Raw genomic sequence first — 25501 nt, forward strand, 5'->3', positions numbered from 1 at the left:
GAGTGTGTATTCGAAAGGCCCGGCAGGCCCCAACTCTCATCCCCAAATGTCTTGGGGGCAATGCCGGGTCTCATTTAATGAAGGTTTGATTTCAACAGCTTGTTTTAGAACGAAAAAGGCCGCCCCTAGAGGCGGCCTAATTCATTCCCGATCCGAAGAGGTTCAGCCGCTCTGTGCTGCTTTCGCGACTTCGGCTGCGAAGTCCTCTTCTTTCTTCTCGATGCCTTCGCCGACCTGCATGCGCACATAGCCGGTGATCTCGACGCCTGCATCAGCGGCGGCCTGCGCCACGGTCTTGTCCGGGTCGATGACGAAGGCCTGACCGAGCAGCGTGATCTCGGCGAGGTACTTCTTCATGCGGCCTTCGATCATCTTCTCGATGACCTGCTCGGGCTTGCCCGACTGGCGCGCGATGTCGATCTGGACCTGGCGCTCTTTCTCGACGATCGAGGGCTCGAGGTCGTTCTCGCTGAGCGACGCGGGGTTCGCCGCGGCGATGTGCATCGCCACCTGACGGCCGAACGCTTCGTCATCGCCGGTGATCGCAACGAGCACGCCGATATTGCCCATGCCGTCGCCAGCCGCGTTGTGGACGTAGGACACGACCTTGCCGCCTTCGATCTTCTGCATCCGGCGCAGGGTCATGTTCTCGCCGATCTTGGCGATCTTGTCGGTCAGGACGTCCTTGACCTTCTTGCCCTGGATCTCGGCTTCAGCCAGCGCGGCAACGTCGGATTCTTTCAACGCGGCTTTCGAGATATCGCCAACCATTTCCTGGAACTCGGCGTTCTTGGCGACGAAGTCGGTCTCGGCATTCACCTCGACGGCAACGCCCGTGCCGCCTTCGACAGCCACGGCCACGAGGCCCTCGGCCGCGGTCCGGCCGGATTTCTTCGCAGCTTTCGCAAGGCCCTTGGTGCGCAGCCAGTCGGCGGCGGCATCCATGTCGCCCTCGGCCTCGGTCAGCGCCTTTTTCGCATCCATCATGCCTGCGCCAGTCATTTCGCGCAGTTCTTTCACCTGTGCAGCAGTGATCGCCATGTCGGCTCTCCTCAATGTCGGATCAAACTCCGGGCCGCCCCGATATGGGGCGTCGCCCGGTCAATGCAACCATCGCGTGACAGCGCCATTACAGCGCTGCCCGCTGGGGCCAATCAGGACTGGGCCGCTTCCGCGTCGCCCTGCCCTTCGGCGGCGTCCTCGGCCACGGCGGCCTCGGTCGGCGTTTCCTCGAGCGCGCCGAGGTCGACACCAGCCGCTTCCATCTGGCCGGACATGCCGTCGAGCGCGGCGCGCGAGGCGAGATCGCAATAGAGCGAGATCGCGCGGGCCGCGTCGTCGTTGCCCGGGATGATGTAGTCGACGCCGTCAGGCGAGCAGTTGGTGTCGACAACGGCGACGACCGGGATGCCCAGCTTGTTGGCTTCGGCGACGGCGAGCTGTTCTTTCTTGACGTCGATGACGAAAAGCAGGTCAGGCAGGCCGCCCATCTCGCGGATGCCGCCGAGGGACGCGGTCAGCTTCTCCTGTTCGCGCTCCATGCCGAGGCGTTCTTTCTTGGTCAGGCCTTCCGCGCCGGCATCCATCTGCTCGTCGATGTTCTTGAGGCGCTGGATCGACTTGGAGACGGTCTGCCAGTTGGTGAGCGTGCCGCCAAGCCAGCGGTGGTTCATGTAGAACTGCGCGCATTTCTCTGCGGCTTCCGCGATCGGCATCTGCGCCTGGCGCTTGGTGCCGACAAAGAGGACCGAGCCGCCCTTGGCAACGGTTTCGCGAATGACGTTCAGCGCCGCGTCCAGCATCGGGACGGTCTGCGTCAGGTCCATGATGTGGATGCCGTTGCGCTCGCCGTAGATGAACTCGCCCATGCGGGGGTTCCAGCGCTGCGTCTGGTGGCCGAAGTGAACGCCAGCCTCGAGGAGCTGACGCATGGAGAACTCGGGAAGAGCCATGCCTTTTCCTTTCCGGTTTACGCCTTGGCGGGGGTGAGGGCGCGGATTGCGCCAACCGGTGGACGTCTGGGGATGTCTCCCCCAAAGGCCCGACCCCGCCTGCGGGATTTCAGTGAGCGCGCGTATAGAGCGGGTGCTCGCCAAGCGCAAGCCCCCTGCCCTTTGGGTTGGTCCAAATACCGCGGGGAGCGAGAGGGGCTGGCCCCTCGCCGCCCATCCTCGCCTTCAGAGAAACACCCGTTCCAAGAACCAGTAGGCTCCCACGAGCCCGATCGCAGCAGAGGCCGGGATCGCGACATAGGTCCGGTATGCGCCGAGCTTGTCGACATTCGTCGCCGCCAGAAGACACAGCAGCGACAATCCGGCGAGTGGCAGCAGGAACAGCGGCGCGGAGACCTCGAAGCCCGCCAGTGCGTTGCCCTCGAGGGCGAGGAAACTGAGCGCCACCAGGGCCAGCGCCAGGACGCCGTAGAACACCTGCCCGGTCCGCTCGCTATAATCGAGCGCGTCGACCCGAAGTGCGACCCACACCACGAGAAACATCGCGGCGATGATCGCAATCTGACCGATCTCGACGCCGACATTGAAACCGACAAGCGCCGCACCGAACTGTCCATCAGGCAAGCCGAACTCGTTCAGCACGCTGGCGAAGCCGAGCCCGTGCAAGAGGCCGAACAGGAAGATGACCCCGATCCGCCAGCCTGTCACGCGGCGCGCGAACATGTTCTCGGCAGCCACGAAAACGATGGAGGCGGCGATGATCGGCTCGACGATGCTGCCGGGTATGCTGACGATCCCGAATGCGCCGAGCGCCAGCGTGACCGAATGGGCCAACGTGAAGATCGTGATCTGAAGGATCAGCGGACCGACATTCGGTGTCATGAAAAACAGCGCGAGCACGAACAGGATGTGATCGAGGCCAAGCGGCAGGATATGCGCGAAGCCGACCGGCACATAGGCGAGTGCCGTGCTGAGCCAGCCCGTTCCCGCCGCTTCGGAAACGGCCATTTCAGGCTCCGCCGCAAGAAGCGCGGAGGCTGGGAGGACACAACAGAAAACCAGGAAGACACGTAACATAAAGCAATCCCTCGGCGGCGGCATAAGCTCTGTCAGCACGTGGGGCGGCGTCCTGAATGTCAAGGGTCGCGGGCGTGGCCTTTCGCTTGACGGCATCTCGCTTGCGGATGGCCGCGCTGCGCGCCAAAAGGAGCGCATGACCGACACGCCCGACATCCTCTGCATCGGCTCCGTCCTATGGGACGTGATCGGCCGCGCGCCGTCGCACATGGAAAAGGGCGCAGATGTGCCGGGTCGGATCATCCGCTTGCCGGGCGGGGTCGCGCTCAATATCGCGATGACGCTCGCGCGCTTCGGGATGCGCCCGGCGCTTCTGAGCGCGGTCGGCCGCGACCCCGAGGGCGAGGAGCTCCTGGCGCAATGCCGTGGGTTCGGCCTCGAGACGGTGCATGTCTACCGCTCCGAGGATCTGCCGACCGACCGCTACATGGCCGTGGAAGGCGCGAACGGGCTGATCGCGGCCATCGCCGACGCGCATTCGCTGGAAGCCGCCGGCGCGAAGATCCTGCGCCCCCTGCGCTCCGGCGCGCTCGGGGAAAAGGATGCGCCCTATGCCGGGCCCATCGCCATCGATGGCAACCTGACCGAACGGCTTCTCGAAGAGATCGCGCATGATCCGTCGCTCGCCGCGGCCGATCTGCGGATCGCGCCCGCCTCTCCCGGCAAGGCTGAGCGCCTCTTGCCGTTCCTTCGCGCCGGGCGCGGCACGCTCTACGTCAATCTCGAGGAGGCTGGGATCCTTTGCCAGACCCGGTTCGACCGGGCCGAGGACGCGGCCCGGATGCTCTGCGAGCGCGGCGCGGCACGCGCTCTTGTCACGGACGGCTCGAACATGGCCGCAGATGCAACCTCCGAGGAGTGCATCACCGCCGATCCGCCGCGCGTCCTCGTCACGCGCGTAACCGGCGCGGGCGACACGTTCATGGCCGCCCATATCGCAACTGAAGCCCGCGGCGCCGCGCGCGCCGACGCACTGACCCGCGCGCTTGCTGCCGCGGCGCAATACGTCTCAGGAGAAACCCCATCATGAGCCTTGTGACCCTGTCCCGCGCGGTTTCCGATGCCCTCGATAAATGCCGGCCCGTTGTCGCGCTCGAATCGACGATCATCACGCATGGTCTGCCGCAGCCGCAGAACCTCGAGGTGGCGCGCCGCATCGAGGCAACGATCCGCGAGAACGGCGCGGAGCCTGCGACGATCGCTGTGATCGAGGGCGTGCTCTGCGTCGGGCTTGAGGACGCGCAGCTCGAATATCTGGCCGCCGCCGAGCGTGTCGCCAAGCTGTCGCGCGCCGACATGGCGGTCTGCATGGCCGAGGGCCGGACCGGTGCGACCACGGTTGCCGCCACGATGATCGCCGCGCGGATGGCCGGCATCGAGGTCTTCGCGACGGGCGGCATTGGCGGCGTGCATCGCGGCGCGGAGACGAGCTTCGACGTCTCCGCCGACCTTCAGGAACTCGCACGCTCTCCCGTCACGGTGGTCGCGGCCGGGGCCAAGGCGATCCTCGATCTGCCGAAGACACTCGAAGTCCTGGAGACGCTTGGCGTGCCGGTCATTGCCCACGGACAGGACATGCTGCCCGCCTTCTGGTCGCGCTCCGCAGGCCTTCGGGCACCCTTGCGGATGGACGATCCCGCCGCGATGGCCCGCGCGCACCGGATGCGCCGACAGATGGGGCTCGATGGCGGCCAGCTCGTCGCGAACCCGATCCCTGAAGAGGCCGAGATCCCCCGCACCGAGATGACGCCGATCATCGGCCGCGCCATGCAGGACGCCGCCGGCCACGGAATTTTCGGCAAGGATGTCACGCCCTATCTTCTCCAGCGCATCTACGAGCTGACGGCGGGCCGGTCGCTCGAGGCGAACGTCGCTCTGGTTCTCAACAATGCCGTTCTCGCGGCCCGGATTGCATCGGAATTGGTCGAACTGCCCGCCTGACGGACAGAAACCCGGCGAAACCCGTTGTAGTTGCCGCTTGCGCGTCATAGCACTTGAACACGACAGACCGCGTGGCAGCCATGAGCGAACCTTTCGATCCAAAACCGCCGAAACCCGGCCTTTTTTCCGCGTTCCGGACCTCGTTCCTGACCGGGATCGTGGTGATCGCACCGGTCGGACTGACGATCTGGCTGATCTGGACAGTCATCGGATGGATCGACGCCTTCGTGCTGCCGCTGGTGCCGTCGCGCTTCAACCCCGAGGAATATATCGGGATCAACCTGCGCGGCATTGGCGTCATCTTCCTTTTGCTCTTCACGGTCTTCGTGGGCTGGGTCGCCAAGGGCCTGATCGGGCGCTCGCTCATCCGCTGGGGGGAGAGTGTCGTTCTCAGGATGCCCATCGTGCGCTCGGTTTATTCCGGAGTGAAGCAGATCGCTGAGACCGTTTTCGTCCAGTCCGAGCGCAGCTTCGAGAAAGCCTGCCTCATCGAATACCCGCGCAAGGGCATCTGGGCGATCGGCTTCATCTCGACCGACACGAAGGGCGAGGTATCGCGCAAGGCGGTGACATCGGGCGGGCTCGTTTCGGTCTTCGTGCCGACAACGCCGAACCCGACTTCGGGCTTCCTTCTGTTCTTCCCCGAGGAAGACGTGATCGAGCTTGAGATGTCGCTAGAGGATGCCGCGAAACTGGTGATTTCGGCGGGCCTCGTCTATCCCAACCCGAAAGACCCGTCCCAGCCTTTGGCCGAGCCAGCGCGGGCTGCGGAATAATTCTCGCGCCGCACTTGCGGCGGATCTGGCGGCGCACGATCTGACACGAACGACAGGACGCGCGGCATCGGGCTGCGCGTCACAAGGACACTTCATGGATCTTCTTCTCGCAGCGGCAGGACTTGCCGCCTTGTTCTTCGGCGGCGATCGTTTCGTCGGCGGCTCGGTCGCCATCGCGCGCCGGTTCAATGTCTCCCCGATGGTGATCGGCCTCACCCTGGTCGGTTTCGGCACCTCGCTGCCCGAACTCGTGACCTCGCTCCGCGCCGCCGAGCAGGGCGTGCCGGGCATCGCCCTTGGCAATGTCGTTGGCTCGAACATCGCCAATATCCTTCTGATCCTGGGCCTCGCCGCCCTCCTGTCGCCGATCGCGGTCGACCGGATCGGGTTCCGGCGTGACGGCGCGTGGCTGATGGCGGCGACGCTATCCGCGCTCTTCCTCGCCTTCGTGCCGGTGATGGGGCGCGGTTTGGGGCTGGCCTTCGTCGCGGGACTTGCCGCGTTCCTGATCGCGTCCTTCCGCAGCGGTGCAGCGCCCGAGGAGGCGCCGGAGACCGACGCCAAATTGCCCCGCGCCGCCTTCGATACCGCGCTCGGGCTCGGGCTTACCATCGCGGGCGCCGTGATGCTGGTTCAGGGCGCGACGGGCATCGCGCGCGGGCTCGGCGTCCCTGAGACGGTGATCGGCCTTACGCTCGTCGCGGTGGGCACCTCCCTGCCCGAACTCGTGACCTCCGTGGTGGCCGCGCGCAAAGGTCAGGCAGAGATCGCGTTTGGCAACGTCATCGGCTCCAACATCTTCAACCTCTTCGGTATCCTTGGCGCGACGGCGCTCTACAAGCCGCTGCCCATAGATCCGGGCATTGCGTCCCGCGATATCTGGGTGATGCTGGCGGCGACCGTCGCGCTCGTGGCTGTGGCCTTCGCCGCCGGACGCATCGGGCGGATCGCCGGCGGCGCGGCGCTTGTTGTCTATGTCGGATATTGTGCCGCGATCAGTTGAACATCGACACGAGATCTGCCGTCTGACGCAGGTTGAGGTCTTCCTTGTGTCCGGCAAGGAAGGCCTCGGCCGTGTCGCGCCCGGCTTGTTTGAGCTGGGCGATGATGGACGGCACCGGCACCATCTTTGTCGCGACCGAGAGATCGTTCATCAGATCGTCATCCGCGATCATGTGCACCAGCACGTTCTTCATGTGCCCAGGCGTGACGGCACCGTCCCGGATGAGACGCTGCACGAACTCGATCGCGCGCAGCTCTTTCAGGAGCGCCGAATTGAAGCTGATCTCGTTGATCCGGTTCTGGATCTCGGGCGCGGTCTGCGGCACCTCTTCGCGGATCAGCGGATTGATGTTCACGATCACCACGTCATCCGGCAGATCCTTGGCATAGAGCGGGAACAGCGGCGGATTGCCGGAATACCCGCCGTCCCAGCAGGACACGCGGTCTCCGGTCAGCGGGCAGTCCACCTCGACGGCTTGAAAGAGAGTCGGAAGGCACGCCGAGGCCATGATCGCTTCGGAGGTGATGTTCTCGCCAGAGAAAACCCGGATCTTGCCGTCACTCACCGCCGTCGCCCCCACGAAGAGACGCGGCCCCCCTGCCCCGCAGACCGCGTCGAAATCGAGCGCGGCGACGATCGGCTCGAGCGGATTGCGGTAGACCGGCCCCCAGGCATAGGGCGAGACCACGCGGCTCGTCGTGTCCGCGATTGCGAATGCGGGCGAATAGGACATCGCGAGCGAGGTGAGGCCCGGATGCGGCAACCATGCGTTCATCCAGTCCGGCAAGGCCAGAGATTTGACCTGCGCCACCTCGTGCCAAAGCCAGTCGAGCGCGGCCCGCGCGCCCTCGCGACCGCACTTCTGCCAGCCTGACTTGATCGCCGCGCCGTTGAGCGCCCCGGCCGACGTGCCCGAGATCGCCGCGATCTCGATCTCCTCGTCCTCGAGCAGCCGGTCGACCACACCCCAGGTGAACGCCCCATGCGCGCCGCCGCCTTGCAGGGCCAGGTTTATGCGTTTGGTCAAAGTCAAAGCTCCGTCACACCGTGTCCGGTGCAGAGCCTAATGCTGCGACGCAGCATTGCAAGCCCGCCTTCGTCAGCCGAGCGCGTAGCCTGCGCCGCGGACCGTCCGCAGCACGTCGGTGCCACCGTGCTGCGACAGCGCTTTCCGAAGGCGCCCCACATGGACATCGACTGTCCGGGTGTCGACATAGACGTCGCGGCCCCAGACCCGGTCGAGCAGTTGCTCGCGGCTCCAGACGCGGCCCGGCTTTTCCATGAAGGTCGAGAGCAGTCGGAATTCGGTCGGTCCGAGCTTCAGCGGCTTGCCTTCGCGCGTCACCCGATGCGTCTCGGAGTCGAGCAGGATGCCCTCGAACTCGAGCTGCTGTCCCGCCGAAGCCGGCCGGGTCCGCCGCAGCTGCGCGCGCACACGCGCCATGAGCTCGATCACCGAATACGGCTTCACCACGTAGTCGTCCGCGCCCGTCTCGAGCCCCCGCACCCGGTCCACCTCTTCGGAGCGGGCCGAGAGCATGATGACGGGCACGCCCCGGCTTTCCGGTCGGATCTTGATCTGGCGGCAAACCTCGATGCCCGAAAGCTTGGGCAGCATCCAGTCGAGGATCACGAGATCGGGTCGCTCTTCCTCGAAGAGCATGATCGCCTCTTCCCCGTCCTCTGCGCGCGCGACGTGAAATCCTTCCGCTTCGAGATTGTAGCTCAGGACTTCGCGTTGCGCGGCCTCATCCTCGACAACGAGCACCGTGGGTCTTGCGCCGGTCATCCGTTCTTACTCCTCGGAATCCTGAACCGAGTATTTCGGATCGAAGGATGTGCGGTCTGCCTTCTCGCGCGGCAGATCATCGGCTGTGCCCGTCACCACGAAGATCACCTGCTCGGCGATCGAGGTGACGTGGTCGCCCATCCGCTCGATGTTCTTGGCGATGAAATGCAGATGCATACAGGCCGTGATGTTGCGCGGATCTTCGAGCATGAAGGTCAGGATCTCGCGGAAGAGCGTGTTGTACATCCGGTCGATCTCGGAGTCGCGCGCGATCACGTCACGCGCCAGCTCCGCATCGCGCTGGATATAGGCGTCGAGCGAGTCCTTCAGCATCAGCTCCACGTCGCGGGCCATGCGCCGCAGCGAGGAGGCCGAGCCGTTCACCGGCTGAAGCTGCGACAAGACGCTCGTGCGCTTGGCCATGTTTTTTGCCAGATCGCCGATCCGTTCGAGGTTCGCCGACATCCGCATGACCGAGAGAACCACGCGCAGGTCGGAGGCAGCGGGGGCGCGCAGCGCGATGACGCGGGCCGCTTCCTCGTTGAGGCTGTCCTCGAGCGCGTCGACCGCCTTGTCGCCCTGGCGGACCTGCTCGGCCAGCTCCTCGTCGCGCGTCTCAAGGCTCTTCGCGCCGTCGCGGATCTGGGTTTCCACCAGACCGCCCATTTTCATGATCATCGCCTGGATGCCTTCGAGATCGCGGTCGAAGGCCGAGAGGATGTGCCGGTTCATGTCGCTCATAATATCATCCGATCCGGCCGGTAATGTAGCTTTCTGTCCGGCTGTCCTGTGGGTTTGTGAAAATCTTGTCGGTATCACCGTACTCGACGAGGTTGCCGAGGTGGAAAAATGCCGTTTTCTGGCTGACCCGGGCCGCCTGCTGCATCGAGTGCGTGACGATCACCACCGAGTAATCCTGGCGCAGCTCGTCGATCAGTTCCTCGACCTGGCCCGTCGCGATCGGGTCGAGCGCGGAGCACGGCTCATCCATCAGGAGAACCTCGGGCTCGGTCGCGACCGCGCGCGCGATACACAGGCGCTGCTGCTGACCGCCAGACAGGCCCGTTCCGGGCGCATCGAGGCGATCCTTCACCTCGTCCCAGATCGCGCCGCGTCGCAGAGCCTTCTCGACGATCTCGTCAAGCTCGGCCTTGTTCTTGGCGAGTCCGTGGATTTTCGGGCCGTAGGCGACATTGTCGTAGATCGACTTCGGGAACGGGTTCGGCTTCTGGAACACCATGCCGACCTTTGCACGCAGCTGCACCGGATCGACGCGGCGGTCATAGATGTCTTCGCCGTCGATCTCGATCAGGCCCTCGATGCGTGCGATGTCGATGGTGTCGTTCATCCGGTTGATACACCGCAGGAACGTGGACTTGCCGCAGCCCGACGGGCCGATGAACGCGGTCACGGTCTTGTCGAGGATATCGACCGACACGTCTTTGATCGCATGGGTGTCGCCGTAATAGACCTGCACCTCGCGGGCGGCGATCTTTGTATCTTTTGCGCTCACATCTCTCTCCGCACGGAATGGGGTATCGTACATTTTTTTCTAACCTCCTTACCAGCGACGCTCAAACCGGCGGCGCAGGAGAATGGCGATCGCGTTCATCGCGAACAGGAAGACAAGCAGGATGATGATCCCGCCCCAGGCTCGCTCGTAATAGGCCGGGTCGGCGCGCTTGGCCCATTCGTAGATCTGGGCGGGCATCGCCGAGTTGGGGTCGAGGAAGCCCGACGCGACGCCATCTGGATAGTTCGTCGCGATATAGCCGACCATGCCGATCAGCAGCAGCGGCGCGGTTTCGCCGAGCGCCTGCGCCAGGCCGATGATCGTGCCCGTGAGAATGCCCGGCAGGGCCAGGGGCAGCACGTGGTGGAAGACCGACTGCATCTTCGAGGCACCGACGCCGAGCGCCGCCGCCCGGATCGAGGGCGGCACCGATTGCAGCGAGGCACGGGTCGAGATGATGATCGTCGGCAGCGTCATCAGCGTCAGCACGAGCCCGCCCACGAGCGGGGCCGATTGCGGCAGGTGCATGAACTGGATGAACACGGCAAGGCCGAGGATACCGAAGACGATAGACGGCACCGCCGCAAGGTTCGAGATATTCACCTCGATGAGGTCGGTGAACTTGTTCTTGGGAGCGAATTCCTCAAGGTAGATCGAGGTCGCAACGCCGATGGGCAGCGACAGACCGAGCACCACCAGCATCATGAAGAAGGAGCCCAGCATCGCAACGCCGATGCCGGCCTGCTCGGCACGGCTTTCGGACGCGTCCGTGCCGGTGATGAAGTCCCAGTTGAAGACCTTCCGGATCGAGCCGTTTTCCTGCATCGCATCCACGAGCTCGAGATGCGCGACATCGATATTGCGGTCGCGGGACGCGGAGTCGCGGTCGACGCGTCCTTTCAGGTAGCCGTCCACACGGCTGCCGGCGAGGATACGCACGTCGATCGTCTCGCCGATGAGGTCGGGATTGGCGATCACGCGGTCGCGGATGATCGCGGCGGCGGAGGCCGAGATCAGCGGCGACATGCCCCCCTCGTCTTCGAACTCGTCACCGAAGCCGAGCTCCTGCGCGCGCTCCCAAACGGCCTCCGCGATGAGCGGATTATAGGTGAAGGTCGTGGCCGAGCTCGGGTTCTCGCGGTCAAGCCGCTCGGGATCGAGGTAGACCGGGACTTCGAGATAGGTCTGCTGGAAGGCACTGACGCCGTTCCAGAGGATCGAGCCCAGGAGCACGACCAGGAAGAAGACGCCCGTCGCGATGGCGGCGATACCGTAATACTTGAACCGCTTCTCGGACGCGTTGCGCTTCTTGGTGCGCGCATCGACCGTGTGGATCGACCGGGCGCCGTTGTTCGAAGCGGCGGGGCTGGCCGGATTTGCTGCGTCGCTCATTCGTACTGCTCCCGGTACTTGCGGACGATGTAGAGGGCGAAGACGTTCAGCCCCAATGTGATGACGAAGAGCGTCATGCCGAGGGCGAAGGCGACCAGCGCTTCGGGGCTCTGGAAGTCGGCATCGCCCGTCAACTGGCTGACGATCTTGGCGGTGACGGTGGTCATGGCCTCGAAGGGGTTGCCGGAGATCCGCGCGGCCGCGCCCGCCCCGAGAACCACGATCATCGTCTCGCCGATGGCGCGCGAGGCCGCGAGCAGGATCGCGCCCACGATGCCCGGCAGCGCCGCCGGCAGGATGACCTGCTTGATCGTCTCGGACTTCGTTGCGCCAAGTCCGTAGGAGCCGTCACGCATCGATTGCGGCACCGCGTTGATGATGTCGTCGGACAGCGAGGAGACGAAGGGGATAAGCATGATCCCCATCACGAGCCCCGCGGTCATGACCGCCGTACCTGCACGCATCCAGCCAAGCCCGCCATCGCCGAAGACGCTGAGGAGCAGCGGGCCGACTGTCAGAAGGGCGAAGAGGCCGTAAACGATGGTCGGGATACCCGCGAGGATCTCGATCGCGGGCTTGGCAACGCCGCGCACCTTCTTGGAGGCGTATTCCGACAGGTATACCGCCGCGAAAAGGCCAATGGGCACGGCGACCAGAAGCGCGATCAGGGAGATGTAGAACGTGCCCCAAAGGAGCGGGAGGATGCCGAGCTCCGAGCCGCCGCCGAAGGAGGGCGACCAGGTCGTCGAGAAGAAGAACTCGGTGGCGGGATAGACCCGGAAGAATTCAATCGTGTTGAAGACGAGGCTCAGAATGATGCCGATGGTCGTCAGGATCGCGATGCAGGCGGCGGTGATAAGCAGGTAACGGACGCCCGTCTCGACGGTGTTCCGCGCCCTGAAATCCGGCGTCGATTCCCGCAGGGCGTAGAGGAAACCTCCAACAGCGAGCAAGAGAACAAAGCTGGTGCGCGCGATGTCACCGATCGCCGAGAAGCCCCGGTAGCGTTGCGCCGCCTCCAGAACGTTGGAATTGACCGCCGAGCCGAGGGCAACGCCCGCTTCCGCGAGACGCTCGCGGACATCGGTAAACTCGGTGCGCATGTTCGCGGCGCGTTCGCGGGTGATGACGCCGCGCTCGATGGCGGTGTCGAGACCGTTCGCGACACGGCGCACGTCCGACATCACGAGGCTGATCGGACGTTCGGAGCGTTCTGCCTCTTCCGCAAGATCGGCGCGGATCGTCGTCTCGACCGCGAGGGGCTGAAGGATCAGCCAGGCTGCGAGCGCGATGAGCGCCGGGACGGCCACCTTCATCGCGACGTTGGAGCCGTAATAGGAGGGCAGAGAATGAAGCTTGCGGTTGTCGCCCCCTGCCCCGGAAAGCGCTCGCTGCCGGCCGAGGACGTAGCCTACCGCAGCAAGTGCCAGGACGATGAGGACCAGCCAGGACGTGGGCATGATCGGATCCGTTCGGATTGGAGGGAGAGAAAAAGGGCGGCGATAACACGGCCGCCCTTTTCCGTCAGGTCAGAGGCGAGGGCGGCTTACGAGCCAGCGCCCATGGTCTCTTCGTTCTCGATCTTGGACTGGGTCGCGGCCAGTTCCGGATCGGGCACGAGGCCGTAATTGGCGAGCGGGCCGCCCGGGCCTGCGATCTCGTCGGAGACGAAGAAGGATGCGTATTCCTTCAGGCCGGGGATGACGCCGATATGTGCCTTCTTGATGTAGAAGAACAGCGGGCGGGAGACCGGGTACTCACCCGATGCGATGGTCTCGGTGGAAGGCTCGACGCCGCCCATCGTGGCCACTTTGAGCGTGTCGGTGTTGTTCTCGTAGAACGCCAGGCCGAAGACGCCGATGCCGTCGGGGTTGCTGTCGATACGCGCGAGCGTCTCGGTGTAGTCGCCGTCGATGTCGACGGATGCGCCGTCGGTGCGGACTGCCATGCACGCCGCTTCCGCGTCGTCCTCGGACATGCCCATTTCCATCATGGCTTCCATTGCGCCGGTGTCTTCGCAGCCCTGCAGAAGGACGTTCTCTTCGAAGACTTCACGGGTGCCGTGCTTGGTGCCGGGGATGAACGCAGCGATGTCGACGGAGGGCAGATCGCCGTTCACGTCAGCCCAGGTCTGGTTCGGGTTGGCGACCATCTCGCCGTCCTGCGGGATCTCGGCGGCCAGGGCGCTGTACCAGTCGGAGGGTTCGAACGCGGTAAACTCGGGACCGTCGATCTGGCTTGCGAAGACGATGCCGTCATAGCCGATGCGAACCTCGATGATCTCTTCCACGCCGTTCGCGGCGCAGGTCTCGATCTCGCCTTCACGGATCGCGCGCGATGCGTTCGCGATGTCGATCGAGTTCTCGCCGACGCCTTCGCAGAAGCGCTTGAGGCCAGCAGAGGAACCGCCCGATTCCACGACCGGGGTCGGGAAGTCGAAGTTTTCGCCGAACGCTTCGGCGACGATCGACGCGTAGGGCAGCACGGTCGAGGAGCCGGCAACCTGCACGTTGTCACGGGACTGTGCGAAGGCCGGAGCCGCAACGGCAAGCGCCAGCGCGGAAACGGTAAGTGTCTTGGTCATGGATCACTCCATTCGAGTGTATGGGTTCAGTTCGTCCGAGCGCCCCCGGAGGAGCGAACTCGGGGGCAGGCCTAATGACAGGGCACAAAGCTTTTGTGACGGCTACGTAACGGTTTTATGACAACCGAAGCTCACTTGGCGTCAAGCCGCGCTCACGATCCCGGCAGGCCTCTTCCGCCGCCCGCTGGAGACGTTAAGTGTTTTCAGGAACACATGCCGCAATCTTGACCCTCGGAGCCCGGAATTCCGCCCGGTTTCTTTGCTAGGATACATTTCATGTTCCGCGATCTGACATATTGGGGTGCCGCCCTTCACGGCGGCGAACCTCTGAGCTTCCGGGCCTGGGCGGCGGATGCGCTGGTCAATATCGCAGGGCTGATTCTCGCTCTTGTCGGCGCCGGACTGCTTCTGGCGCAGGGAATCAGCGCCGGAAGCTCGGTCCTGACGATCCTCGCGCTATCGCTCTACTCGGCGGCGATGGTCGCGAGCTTCCTCGCCTCGCTCGTCTACAACTCAGGACCGTGGCACGAGGCGCGTCCGCTTCTGCGGCGGCTCGATCACGCGGCGATCTATATCAAGATCGCAGGGACCGGCACGCCCTTCGCGGCAATGATCGCAACGCCTTTCGCGCTCTCGATGCTGTCGGTCGTCTGGATCCTCGCGCTCTACGGCGCCTCGCGGAAACTTCTCTTCTGGTATGCGCCGGGCCGTTACGATCCGCTGCTGTATCTTGCGCTTGCGTGGTTTTCCGCCGTGCCCATCATTGCCCTGCCCGGCGTCGCGCCGATGGCTGTCATCTGGCTGATGCTCGCGGGCGGGCTCGTCTATACGGGCGGCGTTGCGATCTATGTCCGGCACGACTGGCCCTATGCACGCGCCACCTGGCACGCTTTCGTCATCATCGCGGCGGGATGCTTCTATGCGGCGCTGCGCGTCGGTGCTCCGGGAACGCTCTACTAGGGCGTTACGAACCGAAACGCGTCATCGCGACGCTGATACGTCCGGTCTCGTCTGCGCGCACGAAGGCCAGATCGCCGTAGGCAAGCGGTGCATCCCCAGTGAGGCCAAGCACGTCCCACATCGGGGCGATATTGCCCTTGTTGCCGACCCATAGGATTGTGCGACCGGCATTCCCGGCAAGGATCTTCGGCGTCACGTCAAAGTCTGGCACCGTCTCTATGCTGAGCCCGTGAGCTTCGGCGAGCGGCTCGGCTGTCGCGATGTTCCTGTGATAGCTTGTGGAGTAGATCCGGTCGATGTCAGTGTCCGCGAGAGCCGATGCCAGCGCCTCGGCCCGCGCAACGCCCGCCGAGGTGAGCGCATCGCCATCCTTCTCGCCGTGGCGGACAACGATCAGTGTGGTGCCCGGCGAAAGCGTGACGGACTGCGTTCTTGGGGTGCAAGCCATCAGGCAGACTAGCCCCAGCCCTGTCAGAAATTGCCGACGCTCCATTTCCTGCCCCCCTGATCCTCCCGAAGCTTACGCTGCTTTTCCGCAAGAGCGCAATTGCGCGTATCGGCAGGCTCAGCGTGGAAGGATAACGGTTACTTCCGTGCCCTCGCCCGGCGTCGAATCAACGCGGATGCGTCCGCGATGGCGGTTGACGATATGCTTGACGATCGCGAGGCCGAGCCCCGTTCCGCCCTTCTCGCGCGAGCGGTCGGAATCGACGCGGTAGAAGCGCTCGGTCAGGCGCGGCAGGTGAACGGGATCGATGCCCGCGCCGGTATCCGACACGACGATCCGCACGCCCTCGTCGCGCACGGGGGCCTCGTAGCCGGGATGCGTGACGGTGATGGTCACCCTTGCGCCCTTCCCGGCATACTTGATGGCGTTCTCCGTGAGGTTGACCAGCACTTGGCGAAGCTGATCGGAATCGCCGCGGATCTCCACTTCGGGCGGCGTATCGGTGGCGATCTCGACCCCCGCATCCTCGGCGATGCGCGAAAGGCCAAGTGCGACCGACTTGACCAGCGAGGCCAGATCGAGCCGGGCGGTCGGACGCACCCGCTCTTCTGCTTCGACCCGGCTCAGCGACAGAAGATCCGCGATGAGGCGGTTCATCCGCTCGGCCTCAGCTCCCATCACGTTCAGAAAGCGATCCCGCGCCGCCGCATCGTCGCGTGCAGGGCCCCGCAATGTCTCGATGAACGAGATCAGCGCGGTCAGAGGTGTCTTCAGCTCGTGACTGACATTGGCGACGAAATCCCGCCGCATCTGCATCGCCCGCTCGAGCGTGGTCTCGTCCTCGAAGCTCACGAGGATGCCGCTGCCAGGGACAGCGCGGACGCTCACGCGGAACGTCGTGTCCTGCTGTCCGTCATTCGTAAGATAGCGGGCATCCTTGGGCTTGCCGTCGCGCATCACCGACTCGACCGCGTCGAGCACCGTGGGCTGGCGCAAGGCCGTGATGAAGTGCCGACCCATGAGACCCTTGCCCAGGAGGTTCTGGGCCAGCGCGTTAGCCGCCTCGATCCGCTCGTCCCGGCGGATCAGAAGCGCCGCGATGGGCAGAGCCTCAAGAAAGCCCGTGGGCGTCATGCACGTGCAGCCACAAGCCCGGCATCGAAGGCCGCGATCAGCGCGTCGGGATCTTCGAGGCCGACGGAGACGCGGAAAAAGCCTTCGGACATTCCGAGCACCGCTCGCCGCTCCGCCGAGAGCGCGCGGTGCGAGGAGGATGCCGGATGCGACAGCGTGGTGCCGACGTCCCCCAGCGTCGGGGCGAAGGCGATATCGGCAGCCCCTTGAGTGAAGGCATTTGCCGCCTTTCGCCCGCCTTCGATCTCGAAACTCACCATGTTGCAGCCCTGCCCCCGCAAAAGCCCCTGCGCGCGGGCGCGGTCGGGGTGATCGTCCCGCGTCGGATAGAGAACCTTTGTAACACCTTTCTGACGGGCCAGATGAGCGGCGAGCCGCTCCGCCGTCTCCTGTGCGCGGGCAAAGCGCAAGGGGAAGGTCATCATGCCCCGTTCGGCCAGCCAGCAATCGAAGGGCGACGGCGTCATGCCGGTCGTGACCGCGAAATCATAGATCGCCTTGCGCTGCACGGGATCTTTCGCGCCAACCCAGCCGAGCGTCACGTCTGAATGGCCGGCCAGGAGCTTGGTGACAGAGTGCAGCACGATGTCCGCGCCATGCTCTATCGGCTTGATCGCGGCGGGCGTCGTGAAGGTGTTGTCGACGACGAGTATCACGCCCCTCTCGCGGCACGCCTCGGCGATGCCGTCGAGATCGGCCATCCTGAGCGTCGGGTTCGAAACCACCTCGATCAGCGCGAGCTTCGTCTCGGGGCGGATCGCGGCGGCGAAGCCCGCGGCATCGGTCGGATCGGCCAGTGAGGTCTCGATCCCGAGCCGCGGCAGATCCTCCGACATCAGGCGCAGCGACCGCCCGTAGAGCTGATCGCCGCCGAGGACGTGATCCCCGGCTTTGGTCAGCCCCAGAAGCACCGCCGTCACCGCCGCCATGCCCGAGCCGATGGTCAGGCCGGCTTCCATCCCCTCCATCCGCGCAACGGCGCTGGCGACGAGATCAGCATTGGGGTGACCTTCGCGGGCATAGGTGTGGCCCTGCGCCCTGCCCTCGTATTGATCGTCGAGCGCATCGGGTGTCTCCGAGGCATAGACGACAGACGGCTGAATGCCGTTCACCACCGGTTTCGATGCGCCAACCGACAGGACATCGGGGCGTTGCAAGGTCTTCTTGGTGCTCATGGTGTTCCTCTTCGGACCGGGCTGCGAAAGCCCCTGCCACTCTCTATGCCAGCGTTGCGCGACTGTTTCAGACCGGTTTCAGCCCGTCACGGAAGCGCGCCGCGTTTTCCTGGTATTTCAGGGCCGAGGCCTGAAGCATCTGGATCGCCTGCGCGTCAAGCTCGCGCACGATTTTTCCCGGCATGCCCATGACAAGACTGCCATCGGGGATTTCCTTGTCTTCGGTCACGAGCGCCCCCGCGCCGATCAGGCAATTCTTTCCGATCTTCGCCCCGTTGAGGATCGTCGCACCCATGCCGATCAAGGTGTTCTCCCCGATGATGCAGCCGTGCAGCATGACCTTGTGACCGATGGTGCACCCGGCCCCGATCGTCAGTGGACAGCCGGGATCGGTATGGCAAACGACATTTTCCTGGATGTTTGTACCGTCGCCCACCGTGATCGGCTCGTTGTCGCCGCGCAGCGTCGCGCCGAACCAGACGGAAGCTTTCGCGCCGAGGATGACCTGGCCGATCACGTTGGCATCGTGCGCGACCCAGGCGCTTTCCTCGATGGTCGGTTTAACGTCGTCCAAAGCAAACAGCGTCATATCATTCCCTCCTCGAATTCCGATTGCAGCTTGCGAACGTGGTCCGTGAGGCCAGGCTGCTGCGAGCGCCGAAGCCGTGTCGCGGTCACGATGGATTTGAGCCGCTCCTCGGTCTCGTCGAGATCATTGTTGATAAGGACGAAATCATAGCCGTCCCAATGGCTGATCTCGTCCCAGCTTTTCTGCATACGCTTCTCGATAACATCCGGGCCGTCCTGTCCTCGCGTCTCGAGCCGTCGCTTCAACTCCCGGATGGAGGGCGGTAGCAGGAAGATCGAAAGCGTGTGCATACCGAGCGCGGAATTGCGGATCTGCTGCGCGCCCTGCCAGTCGATATCGAAAAGCACGTCCTGACCGTTGTCGATGGCGTTCGACACTGGCCCTTTGGGCGAGCCGTAGAAATTCCCGAAGACATGGGCATGTTCCAGCATCTCGCCATTGCCAACCTGCCGCTTGAAATCGGTGTCGGAGAGAAAGCGGTAATCCTGTCCGTCGACCTCTCCAGGGCGCGGCGCGCGGGTGGTGGCCGAGACCGAGAAGACGATGCGGTCGTCCCAGCTCCGCAAGCGGCGCGCCAAGGTCGATTTCCCGGCGCCCGAGGGAGAGGACAGGATGATGAGAAGGCCTCTGCGGTCGGTTTCCATGTGCCTCACTCCACGTTCTGAACCTGTTCGCGCATCTGATCGATGAGCGTCTTCAACTCGAGCCCGACCTCCGTCAGCGGCGCGGAGCCGGCCTTGGAGCAAAGCGTGTTGGCCTCGCGGTTGAACTCCTGGCAGAGGAAGTCGAGCTTGCGCCCGATGGGCCCGGTCTCGGCGAGCATTGCGCGAGCCGAGGCCACATGCGCGCGCAGCCGGTCGATTTCCTCGGTGATGTCGGACTTCACCGCGATCAGCGCGAGTTCCTGCGCGATCCGCGCTTCGTCGACCCCGTCGGTATTCTGGATGACGCGGGAAAGCTGCGTGCGGAGACGGCTCGCCTGCTCCTCCCGCCTTGCATCGGCGCGCGTTTCCGCCTCCGCGACAAGTGCCTCGATTGCGTCGAGCTGACGCTCGATCACCTCACCGAGCGCCTGTCCCTCCGATGCGCGGGCGGAGATGAAGGTGGTCAGAAGCGCGTCGAAATCGTGCACCAGGCGCGCCCGAAGGGCCTCGACGTCAGGTGCAGATTGCACCTCTTCCATGATTCCGCGGACCGACAGAAGCTCGGCGGCGCTCGGCGTTGTGAGGCTGACACCCTCCGCCTGAGCGGCGGCTTCGATACGGGCGACGGCGGCAAGCACGTCAGAAAGCGCGGTCTCGTTGATCGTCATCCGCGCGCCGGTATCCTCGGCGATGACCTTGAGGGAGACGGAGATCGACCCGCGCGCGAGCCGTGCCTGCGCGGCGCTCCTAAGGCTTGCCTCGAGACCCGAGATCCAGTCCGGCACGCGGAAGCGCAGATCGAGCCCCTTGCCGTTCACGCCCCGCATGTCCAACGACCAGGAGAGCCCCTCGCCCGCGCCGTCCGCAGAAGCGAACCCTGTCATCGATTGGCGCATTCGCCCCCCGTCTCACCTGCCTCTCAGCCTTCGGGTTACGGCACGGGATGGCGCAAGGCAAGCGATGCGGATGTTAACCAGCGGTCGCGAAATATGGCGCAATTTGGGCAAAAGTGGCGTAATTAAGACTTCGGTAAGCATAGTGGCCCAAGCCTTTCAAAGGCTCGCCGCCTCGAAGGAACAGAGGACAGAGAGATGACAGGCGATTGGCATGGCGGAACCGGCTACGTCTCCCTTTGCGAGCGGAGCCGCGAACGCCAGCGGCGCGCCTTGCGCCTGATCGAGACCTACTGGCAAGATCTGTCGCGCGATGCTTGCGGCATACCGGAGCGCGCCGCCGTAGATCCGCGCAGGATCGAAGACGGGTTGGAATACGCCTTTCTTCTGCAACGTATCGCGCCCGGACAAGCGCGGCTGAGGATCGCCGGCGCGCATCTCAACGACCTGACAGGGATGGAGGTCGCAGGCCTCCCGCTTTCCGCGCTGATCCTGCCCGATCACCGTGCCCGACTTGCGAAGGCGCTCGAAGCTATGTTCTGCGATGGGGGCATTCTGCGCGCGGAGATGTCGGCGCAAACCGGCTTTGGCCGACCCGAGCTGCGTGCGGAGATGACGGTCCTGCCGCTCAGGTCGGAAAGCGGTCAGGTCGACCGCGCCATCGGCGGGCTCATCACGATTGGCAAGATCGGAAGAACGCCGCGAAGGTTCGAGTTGGGCGCACTCAAGGTGCAGAAGGTCGGTGCGCCCTCTCGCGAGATGCCGGTCACCGGGTTTGCCGAAGCGCCAACGCCCTTCGCGCCGGCCCGGTTACAGCCGCATCTGCGACTTGTCGTCTGCAACGATTGAAGCGCGGACCCGCGAGCCCGCGCCAGACCTTTATTCCGCAGCCGTTGCGAGTGTGGGCTGCGTTCCTGACAGAACCGACGCGTAACTCGCATCCCCTGCCGCATAGGCCATCGTCGCGGCCAGCATTCCCTGTTTGGAGCCGCAATCGTAGCGCGTGCCCGAGAAGCGGAAGCCGCAGAGCCCGATGCTATCGGCACCGGCGGCAATCGCGTCCGTCAGCTGGATCTCTCCGCCAGCTCCCGGCGGCAGACCGTCAAGCGCGTCAAAAATGGATGCGTCGAGCACGTAGCGCCCGACGACCGCATGGCGCGACGGCGCATCGGCGGGCTCCGGTTTCTCGACCATGCCCTTGGCGAGGATCAGCGGACCGTCCGTGCCAGTGACATCGAGAACGCCGTAAGATTTCACTTCGTCCTCGTCGACCTCCATCGTCGCCACCATATGCCCCGCTTTTGACGGACCGTAGGCGTCGATCATCTCTTGAACGCAGCCTGGCTCCCCGAGGATCAAATCGTCCGGCAGGATGATAGCGACAGGTCCGGGCAATACCTCGTCCTTCGCGCAAAGAACCGCATGGCCGAGGCCGAGAGGCTCCGGCTGCATCACGAAGCGCACCTGCATCTCGGTCTCGCACAGCGCGTTCTCGTGCAACATGTCGGCAAGACGTGCCTTGCCACGTTCGCGGAGCGTGGTCTCGAGCTCCTCGTCTTCGCGGACATAGCGTTCGATCGCGTCCTTGGAGGGATGGCTCACGAAGACCATGCGCTCGATCCCGGCGGCTCGCGCCTCGTCTATGGCAAACTGGATCAGCGGAGTGTCGAGCACCGGCAGAAGCTCCTTCGGCGTCGCCTTGGTGGCGGGAAGAAACCGGGTCCCGAGCCCCGCCACCGGGAAGATCGCAGTCCTGACCGGATTGGAACTGACGGTTGCTTTGAGGTCCATATCTGCGTGCTCCTTGCGGTTTCTTAGGATTCTGCGCCTGCCCCGTCGCGCTTGTTTGGACGGTTAGAGTACGGGCTCGCCCACCCAAGTCAAAAATCGGTCGTGAAGTTCCCGCCTGTGTCCTCGGGGATCTCAGAGGTGCCAGATAAGTCCTTGATATCCTGCGAACTCGACGTTTCAGCGTTCGCAGGGAGGTTGCCGACTTTTCCGGCAAAACCAGCCCATTCAAGGCCAGATCGGCCGGAATCCGACGCAGGCTTGCGGAATAAGTAGGCAGGCAAGCGCGATCATGCTTAAAAGGACAGCAGATGTGAGCGCCACAGCGCCGCATGCGGTGAATCTAGGGCCACCACTGGACACTGGACCCGCGCTGCCTAGCCTATAGGTCATTAAATAAGCAGTCAGTGGCCTTGGGCCCAGAGCATGGACGGACAGATCCTGAACCTTCGCAGAGATACCGACACCCGGATGCGCCACTCGGCGCGGCCCTATAGCCGTATCGCCGTGATCGGCATGGGAAGCTGGGGCACGGCCCTGGCGGCGGTCGCAGCTTCGGCGGGCCGGGACGTTCGCATCTGGGGTCGCAGGCCGAAACTGGCCGATGACATCAATGCAAAGCGCATCAACACGAGATACCTGCCCGAAGCGCAGCTTCCCGAGGGCATCCACGCCACCACGGATCTTGCCGAAGCGCTGGACGGCGCGGAGATCGTGCTTCTGGTCACGCCGTCGCGGACACTGAGAGAGGTCTGCGCCGAGCTCAAACCGCACCTGCCGAAGGGCGTGCCGCTCGTACTGTGTTGCAAGGGCATCGAACAGGGCACTGGCTATCTCTTGTCCTACCTCGTCGCCGAAGAGCTGCCCGGACACCCAGTCGGCGCGCTGTCCGGTCCGACCTTCGCCAAGGAGACCGTGCTCGGCCATCCGACCGCCGCGACCATCGCTTTCGACTTTCGCTATGTCGACCGGCTCGACCCGCATGAAAGCCCGGCTGCGCGGCTGGCGGTCTCCATGTCCTCCAGCGTCTTTCGCCCTTACATTTCGGATGACCTTGTCGGCGTGGAAATCGGTGGTGCGGTCAAGAACGTGATCGCGATCGCCTGCGGTATGATGACGGGTGCGGGCTTTGCCGAGAACACCCGCGCCGCATTGATCGCTCGTGGCATGGACGAGATGAAGTTCCTCGCCGAAGCCCTTGGCGGCAGGAGAGAAACTGTGACCGGCCTTTCCGGGGCGGGCGATCTGACACTGACCTGTTCCTCCATGACGTCGCGCAACATGTCGCTGGGCGTGCAGCTCGGCGAAGGCAAGCGCCGCGACGAGTGTTTCGACGGCAAGCCCGTTGTCGTCGAGGGAGAGGTCAATGCCGTCTCCGTCGTCGATCTGGCCAGGCGGCTTGGCGTGCACATGCCGATTTCGGAAGCGGTGCACGCGATCCTGCATGAAGGCGCCGATCTTTCGCAGACCTTCACGGAGCTCTGGGCGCGTCCCATCGAATCCGAGCCGCGCGCCCTGTCGATCCGCATCGCCCATCCTTCCGCAGTTGACCAGGACCGTAAATGACCCAGCCTCCCCGGATCTCAACTCCGCTCGCCGAGCGCCGCTTCGTATTGGCAACCGATCTCGACGGCACATTCCTAGGCGGCAGCCAAGAGGATCGGCGACGGCTTTATGACTGGGTCGAGGCCAATCGGGAGACCATCGGCCTCGTCTTCGTAACGGGCCGCGATCCTGCCTTCATCAAGTCGCTCTGTGCCGGCGGCGTGCCTTGGCCCGAATACGTGATCGGGGATGTCGGAACGACGATCGCCAAGGTCGAGCATGAGGAAGTCAAACCGATTGAAGAACTTGAAGAAGAGATTGCAAGCCTTTGGGATGACGCAGGTTCTCGGGTTCGTGCGGCGCTTGATGACCATCCCGGTCTGAGCTTGCAGCCAACCGATTTTCGATACCGGGTCAGTTTCGATCTCGATCCGGACGCCTTCGATCCGACCGCCAAGGAGAAGGTTGACGAGATGGGTCTCGACTGGCTCATCTCCGACGACAAGTTTTTCGATGTTCTGCCGAAGGGTGTTTCCAAAGGGCCCTCCCTGAAGCGCTTCGCACGGCACATGGACCTCGCGGAGCCGCGCGTTCTGGCGGCGGGTGACACGCTCAACGATCTGTCGATGCTGGAATGCGGCCTGCCGGCGGTGGCCGTGGGCGGGTCCGAGGAAGCGCTTCTGGCACGCGTGCGTCCTCTCGCGCATGTCTACAAGGCCAGCGCAATCGGCGCTGGCGGTATCTTGGAAGCGGTCGGCGCGATGGACCTCCATCCCGTCCCCGAAGGAGTTTGAATGGGCAGCGATCTTGTCATCGTCTATCACCGGCAACCCTATGAAGAGGTTGTCGAAAACGGAAAAACCGTCTTTCGCGAGAACAAGAGTCCGAACGGGATCGTCCCGACGCTGAAAAGCTTCTTCGGCAAGGTCGAGAATGCCGCTTGGGTTGCCTGGAAGGAGGCGGAGGACGTCACCGATCCGGGCTTCGAGAGGGTCATCCAGATCGAGGACAGCTTCGGCAGCTACACGGTCTCTCGACTGCCGCTGACGGCCGCCGACGTGCAAAGCTTCTACCACGTGACGTCGAAGGAAGCTTTCTGGCCGATCCTCCACGGCTTCAAGGAAAAGTACAATTATGACCCGGTGGATTGGGGCACGTTCCGAAAGGTGAACCAGGCCTTCGCGGAGGCCGCCGCAGCCGAGGCCGCCAAGAATGCCGCCGTCTGGGTGCATGACTACAATCTTTGGCTCGTTCCGGGATATTTGCGCCAGATGCGGCCCGATCTGCGGATCTCGTTTTTTCATCACACCCCCTTCCCGGCGGCGGACATCTTCAATGTCCTGCCCTGGCGCGGCGAGATCGTGGATTCGCTGCTGGCTTGCGATGTCGTGGGCTTCCATATCCCGCGCTACGCATCGAATTTCGTGTCGGTCGTGCGCTCGCAGCGCGACGTGGGCGAAGTGCCGCGTGTGCTCGTCACGGAAGACTTCGTCTCGGAAGGATCGGCGCTTTCGGATCGCACCCAGCCCGTGAAAATCCGCACCGAGGATCGCGACGTGAAGCTCGGTGTGACGCCGGTGGGTGTCGATACCGACTACATCGCGGAGGTCACGGCGCGTGAAGAGACAAAAGCGCGGGCCGAAAAGATAAAGGAGGAGCTGGGCGGCTCCAAGCTCATACTGTCGGTCGGCCGGACCGACTACACCAAGGGCGGCGCGGAGCAACTTCTGACCTTCGAGCGGCTTCTGGAGAAGCGCGAAGATCTGCGCGGTGATGTGCGGCTCCTGCACGTCTCGGTTCCGGCGAACCGGAACATGACCGTTTACGCGGAGATCCAGCAGGAGATCGAACAGATTGCAGGCCGGATCAATGGGCGCTTCGGCACATTCACATCGACCCCTGTCTCCCTGATTTCACGTGCAATTCCCTTCGAGGAGCTCGTCGCATACTACCGTGTCGCGGATGTCGCCTGGATTACGCCGCTCGCAGACGGGATGAACCTCGTCTGCAAAGAATACGCGGCCTCGAGGGATGATTGCGACGGCGTGTTGATCCTGTCGGAATTCGCAGGTGCGGCGATCGAGCTTGGCGCGGCGATCCTGACCAATCCGTATTCGCACAAGAACATGGACCACGCCATCGAGACCGCACTCAACATGAGCGAGGAAAATCGCAGGAGCCGGATGGAAGGTCTTCGGCGCAAGGTCGAGACCTACAACACGGCCCGCTGGGCGCAGGACCAGCTGGCGCTTCTGTCGCCCGAGGATTTCGCCGAGGAAAACAGCCCGGCCTGAGCCA

26 protein-coding genes are annotated in these 25501 nt (G+C 64.1%); 9 read left to right on the top strand and 17 right to left on the bottom strand.

All coding sequences use genetic code 11. From position 1 onward, the window contains the following. Positions 1–162 precede the first annotated feature (162 nt). The 3 genes from tsf to FIU91_RS09160 form a co-directional block, all read right to left on the bottom strand. Positions 163–1041 (bottom strand): translation elongation factor Ts, encoded by an 879-nt coding sequence (gene tsf / locus FIU91_RS09150; protein ID WP_152462220.1) that lies wholly within the window; start codon positions 1039–1041, stop codon positions 163–165. A gap of 113 nt (positions 1042–1154) precedes the next feature. Continuing rightward, positions 1155–1952 (bottom strand): 30S ribosomal protein S2, encoded by a 798-nt coding sequence (gene rpsB / locus FIU91_RS09155; protein ID WP_152462221.1) that lies wholly within the window; start codon positions 1950–1952, stop codon positions 1155–1157. Between the two features lie 225 nt (positions 1953–2177). After that, entirely contained in the window at positions 2178–2960 is a 783-nt protein-coding gene (locus FIU91_RS09160; protein WP_254702085.1) for a HupE/UreJ family protein, read from the bottom strand. 205 nt (positions 2961–3165) lie between these two features. On the opposite strand from FIU91_RS09160, the gene FIU91_RS09165 reads away from it, so the two are divergent. From FIU91_RS09165 to FIU91_RS09180, 4 genes are all read left to right on the top strand, one after another. Further along, a complete protein-coding gene (locus FIU91_RS09165) occupies positions 3166–4059 on the top strand; it encodes a PfkB family carbohydrate kinase (RefSeq protein WP_152462223.1) in 894 nt (297 codons plus the stop codon). Further along, positions 4056–4970 carry a pseudouridine-5'-phosphate glycosidase gene (locus FIU91_RS09170; RefSeq protein WP_152462224.1) on the top strand — a complete coding sequence of 305 codons (915 nt, stop codon included), beginning with the start codon at positions 4056–4058 and terminating at the stop codon, positions 4968–4970. The genes FIU91_RS09165 and FIU91_RS09170 overlap by 4 nt, the downstream gene beginning before the upstream one ends. Positions 4971–5050: 80 nt before the next feature. Beyond that, positions 5051–5746 carry a DUF502 domain-containing protein gene (locus FIU91_RS09175; RefSeq protein ID WP_093014475.1) on the top strand — a complete coding sequence of 232 codons (696 nt, stop codon included), beginning with the start codon at positions 5051–5053 and terminating at the stop codon, positions 5744–5746. A 94-nt stretch (positions 5747–5840) separates the two neighbouring features. Next, complete coding sequence (locus FIU91_RS09180) at positions 5841–6749, top strand: calcium/sodium antiporter (protein ID WP_152462225.1); 909 nt, start codon at positions 5841–5843, stop codon at positions 6747–6749. Here FIU91_RS09180 and FIU91_RS09185 read toward each other — a convergent pair. The 7 genes from FIU91_RS09185 to FIU91_RS09215 form a co-directional block, all read right to left on the bottom strand. Continuing rightward, the gene (locus tag FIU91_RS09185; protein ID WP_152462226.1) at positions 6742–7776 is read right to left on the bottom strand and encodes a patatin-like phospholipase family protein; all 1035 of its coding nucleotides are present in this window, start codon (positions 7774–7776) and stop codon (positions 6742–6744) included. The two genes, FIU91_RS09180 and FIU91_RS09185, sit on opposite strands and share 8 nt — an antisense overlap. A 72-nt stretch (positions 7777–7848) precedes the next feature. Next, the gene (gene phoB, locus FIU91_RS09190) at positions 7849–8538 is read right to left on the bottom strand and encodes a phosphate regulon transcriptional regulator PhoB (protein WP_093014484.1); all 690 of its coding nucleotides are present in this window, start codon (positions 8536–8538) and stop codon (positions 7849–7851) included. Positions 8539–8544: 6 nt separating this feature from the next. Further along, positions 8545–9279: a phosphate signaling complex protein PhoU gene (gene phoU, locus FIU91_RS09195; protein ID WP_152462227.1), complete on the bottom strand. Its 735-nt coding sequence runs from the start codon at positions 9277–9279 to the stop codon at positions 8545–8547. Positions 9280–9283: 4 nt separating this feature from the next. After that, positions 9284–10084: a phosphate ABC transporter ATP-binding protein PstB gene (gene pstB, locus FIU91_RS09200; protein ID WP_093014490.1), complete on the bottom strand. Its 801-nt coding sequence runs from the start codon at positions 10082–10084 to the stop codon at positions 9284–9286. Positions 10085–10099: 15 nt separating this feature from the next. Beyond that, positions 10100–11443 (bottom strand): phosphate ABC transporter permease PstA, encoded by a 1344-nt coding sequence (gene pstA / locus FIU91_RS09205; protein WP_152462228.1) that lies wholly within the window; start codon positions 11441–11443, stop codon positions 10100–10102. Then, positions 11440–12903, bottom strand: coding sequence for a phosphate ABC transporter permease subunit PstC (pstC, locus tag FIU91_RS09210; RefSeq protein ID WP_093014496.1), 1464 nt, complete (start codon positions 12901–12903; stop codon positions 11440–11442). Before pstC ends, pstA begins: the two co-directional genes overlap by 4 nt. Positions 12904–12989: 86 nt before the next feature. Beyond that, the gene (locus FIU91_RS09215) at positions 12990–14027 is read right to left on the bottom strand and encodes a PstS family phosphate ABC transporter substrate-binding protein (protein WP_093014499.1); all 1038 of its coding nucleotides are present in this window, start codon (positions 14025–14027) and stop codon (positions 12990–12992) included. Positions 14028–14303: 276 nt separating this feature from the next. Here FIU91_RS09215 and FIU91_RS09220 point away from each other — a divergent pair, with 276 nt between their 5' ends. Then, entirely contained in the window at positions 14304–14987 is a 684-nt protein-coding gene (locus tag FIU91_RS09220) for a hemolysin III family protein (RefSeq protein WP_152462229.1), read from the top strand. 4 nt (positions 14988–14991) lie between these two features. Here the strand turns inward: FIU91_RS09220 and FIU91_RS09225 are convergent, their stop codons facing one another. From FIU91_RS09225 to FIU91_RS09250, 6 genes are all read right to left on the bottom strand, one after another. Further along, positions 14992–15480: a histidine phosphatase family protein gene (locus tag FIU91_RS09225; protein WP_152462230.1), complete on the bottom strand. Its 489-nt coding sequence runs from the start codon at positions 15478–15480 to the stop codon at positions 14992–14994. A 72-nt stretch (positions 15481–15552) separates the two neighbouring features. Next, complete coding sequence (locus FIU91_RS09230; RefSeq protein WP_152462231.1) at positions 15553–16569, bottom strand: cell wall metabolism sensor histidine kinase WalK; 1017 nt, start codon at positions 16567–16569, stop codon at positions 15553–15555. After that, a complete protein-coding gene (locus FIU91_RS09235) occupies positions 16566–17744 on the bottom strand; it encodes a PLP-dependent aspartate aminotransferase family protein (RefSeq protein WP_152462232.1) in 1179 nt (392 codons plus the stop codon). Before FIU91_RS09235 ends, FIU91_RS09230 begins: the two co-directional genes overlap by 4 nt. A 67-nt stretch (positions 17745–17811) precedes the next feature. Next, entirely contained in the window at positions 17812–18333 is a 522-nt protein-coding gene (locus FIU91_RS09240) for a gamma carbonic anhydrase family protein (RefSeq protein WP_152462233.1), read from the bottom strand. Further along, positions 18330–18977: a guanylate kinase gene (gmk, locus tag FIU91_RS09245; RefSeq protein WP_152462234.1), complete on the bottom strand. Its 648-nt coding sequence runs from the start codon at positions 18975–18977 to the stop codon at positions 18330–18332. Before gmk ends, FIU91_RS09240 begins: the two co-directional genes overlap by 4 nt. Positions 18978–18982: 5 nt before the next feature. Continuing rightward, complete coding sequence (locus FIU91_RS09250; protein ID WP_152462235.1) at positions 18983–19873, bottom strand: YicC/YloC family endoribonuclease; 891 nt, start codon at positions 19871–19873, stop codon at positions 18983–18985. A gap of 195 nt (positions 19874–20068) precedes the next feature. Between FIU91_RS09250 and FIU91_RS09255 the strand changes: the two genes are divergently transcribed. Next, on the top strand, positions 20069–20719 hold the full coding sequence (locus tag FIU91_RS09255; RefSeq protein ID WP_152462236.1) for a PAS domain-containing protein: 651 nt from the start codon (positions 20069–20071) through the stop codon (positions 20717–20719). Between the two features lie 30 nt (positions 20720–20749). On the opposite strand, the gene FIU91_RS09260 is transcribed toward FIU91_RS09255, so the two are convergent. Then, positions 20750–21661, bottom strand: a complete 912-nt coding sequence (locus FIU91_RS09260; RefSeq protein ID WP_152462237.1) for a UTP--glucose-1-phosphate uridylyltransferase — start codon at positions 21659–21661, stop codon at positions 20750–20752. A 423-nt stretch (positions 21662–22084) separates the two neighbouring features. Here FIU91_RS09260 and FIU91_RS09265 point away from each other — a divergent pair, with 423 nt between their 5' ends. Genes FIU91_RS09265 through ggpS form a run of 3 tightly spaced genes read left to right on the top strand, consistent with a single transcriptional unit; the run spans position 22085 to position 25497 of the window. Continuing rightward, on the top strand, positions 22085–23224 hold the full coding sequence (locus FIU91_RS09265; protein ID WP_152462238.1) for an NAD(P)H-dependent glycerol-3-phosphate dehydrogenase: 1140 nt from the start codon (positions 22085–22087) through the stop codon (positions 23222–23224). Next, entirely contained in the window at positions 23221–23997 is a 777-nt protein-coding gene (locus tag FIU91_RS09270; RefSeq protein WP_093014528.1) for an HAD-IIB family hydrolase, read from the top strand. Before FIU91_RS09265 ends, FIU91_RS09270 begins: the two co-directional genes overlap by 4 nt. Next, a complete protein-coding gene (ggpS, locus tag FIU91_RS09275) occupies positions 23998–25497 on the top strand; it encodes a glucosylglycerol-phosphate synthase (protein WP_093014531.1) in 1500 nt (499 codons plus the stop codon). It begins immediately after the preceding gene. Positions 25498–25501 lie beyond the last annotated feature (4 nt).

The organism is Roseivivax sp. THAF30 (assembly GCF_009363575.1).
In the GTDB taxonomy this organism is placed as follows: Bacteria; Pseudomonadota; Alphaproteobacteria; order Rhodobacterales; family Rhodobacteraceae; genus Roseivivax; species Roseivivax halotolerans.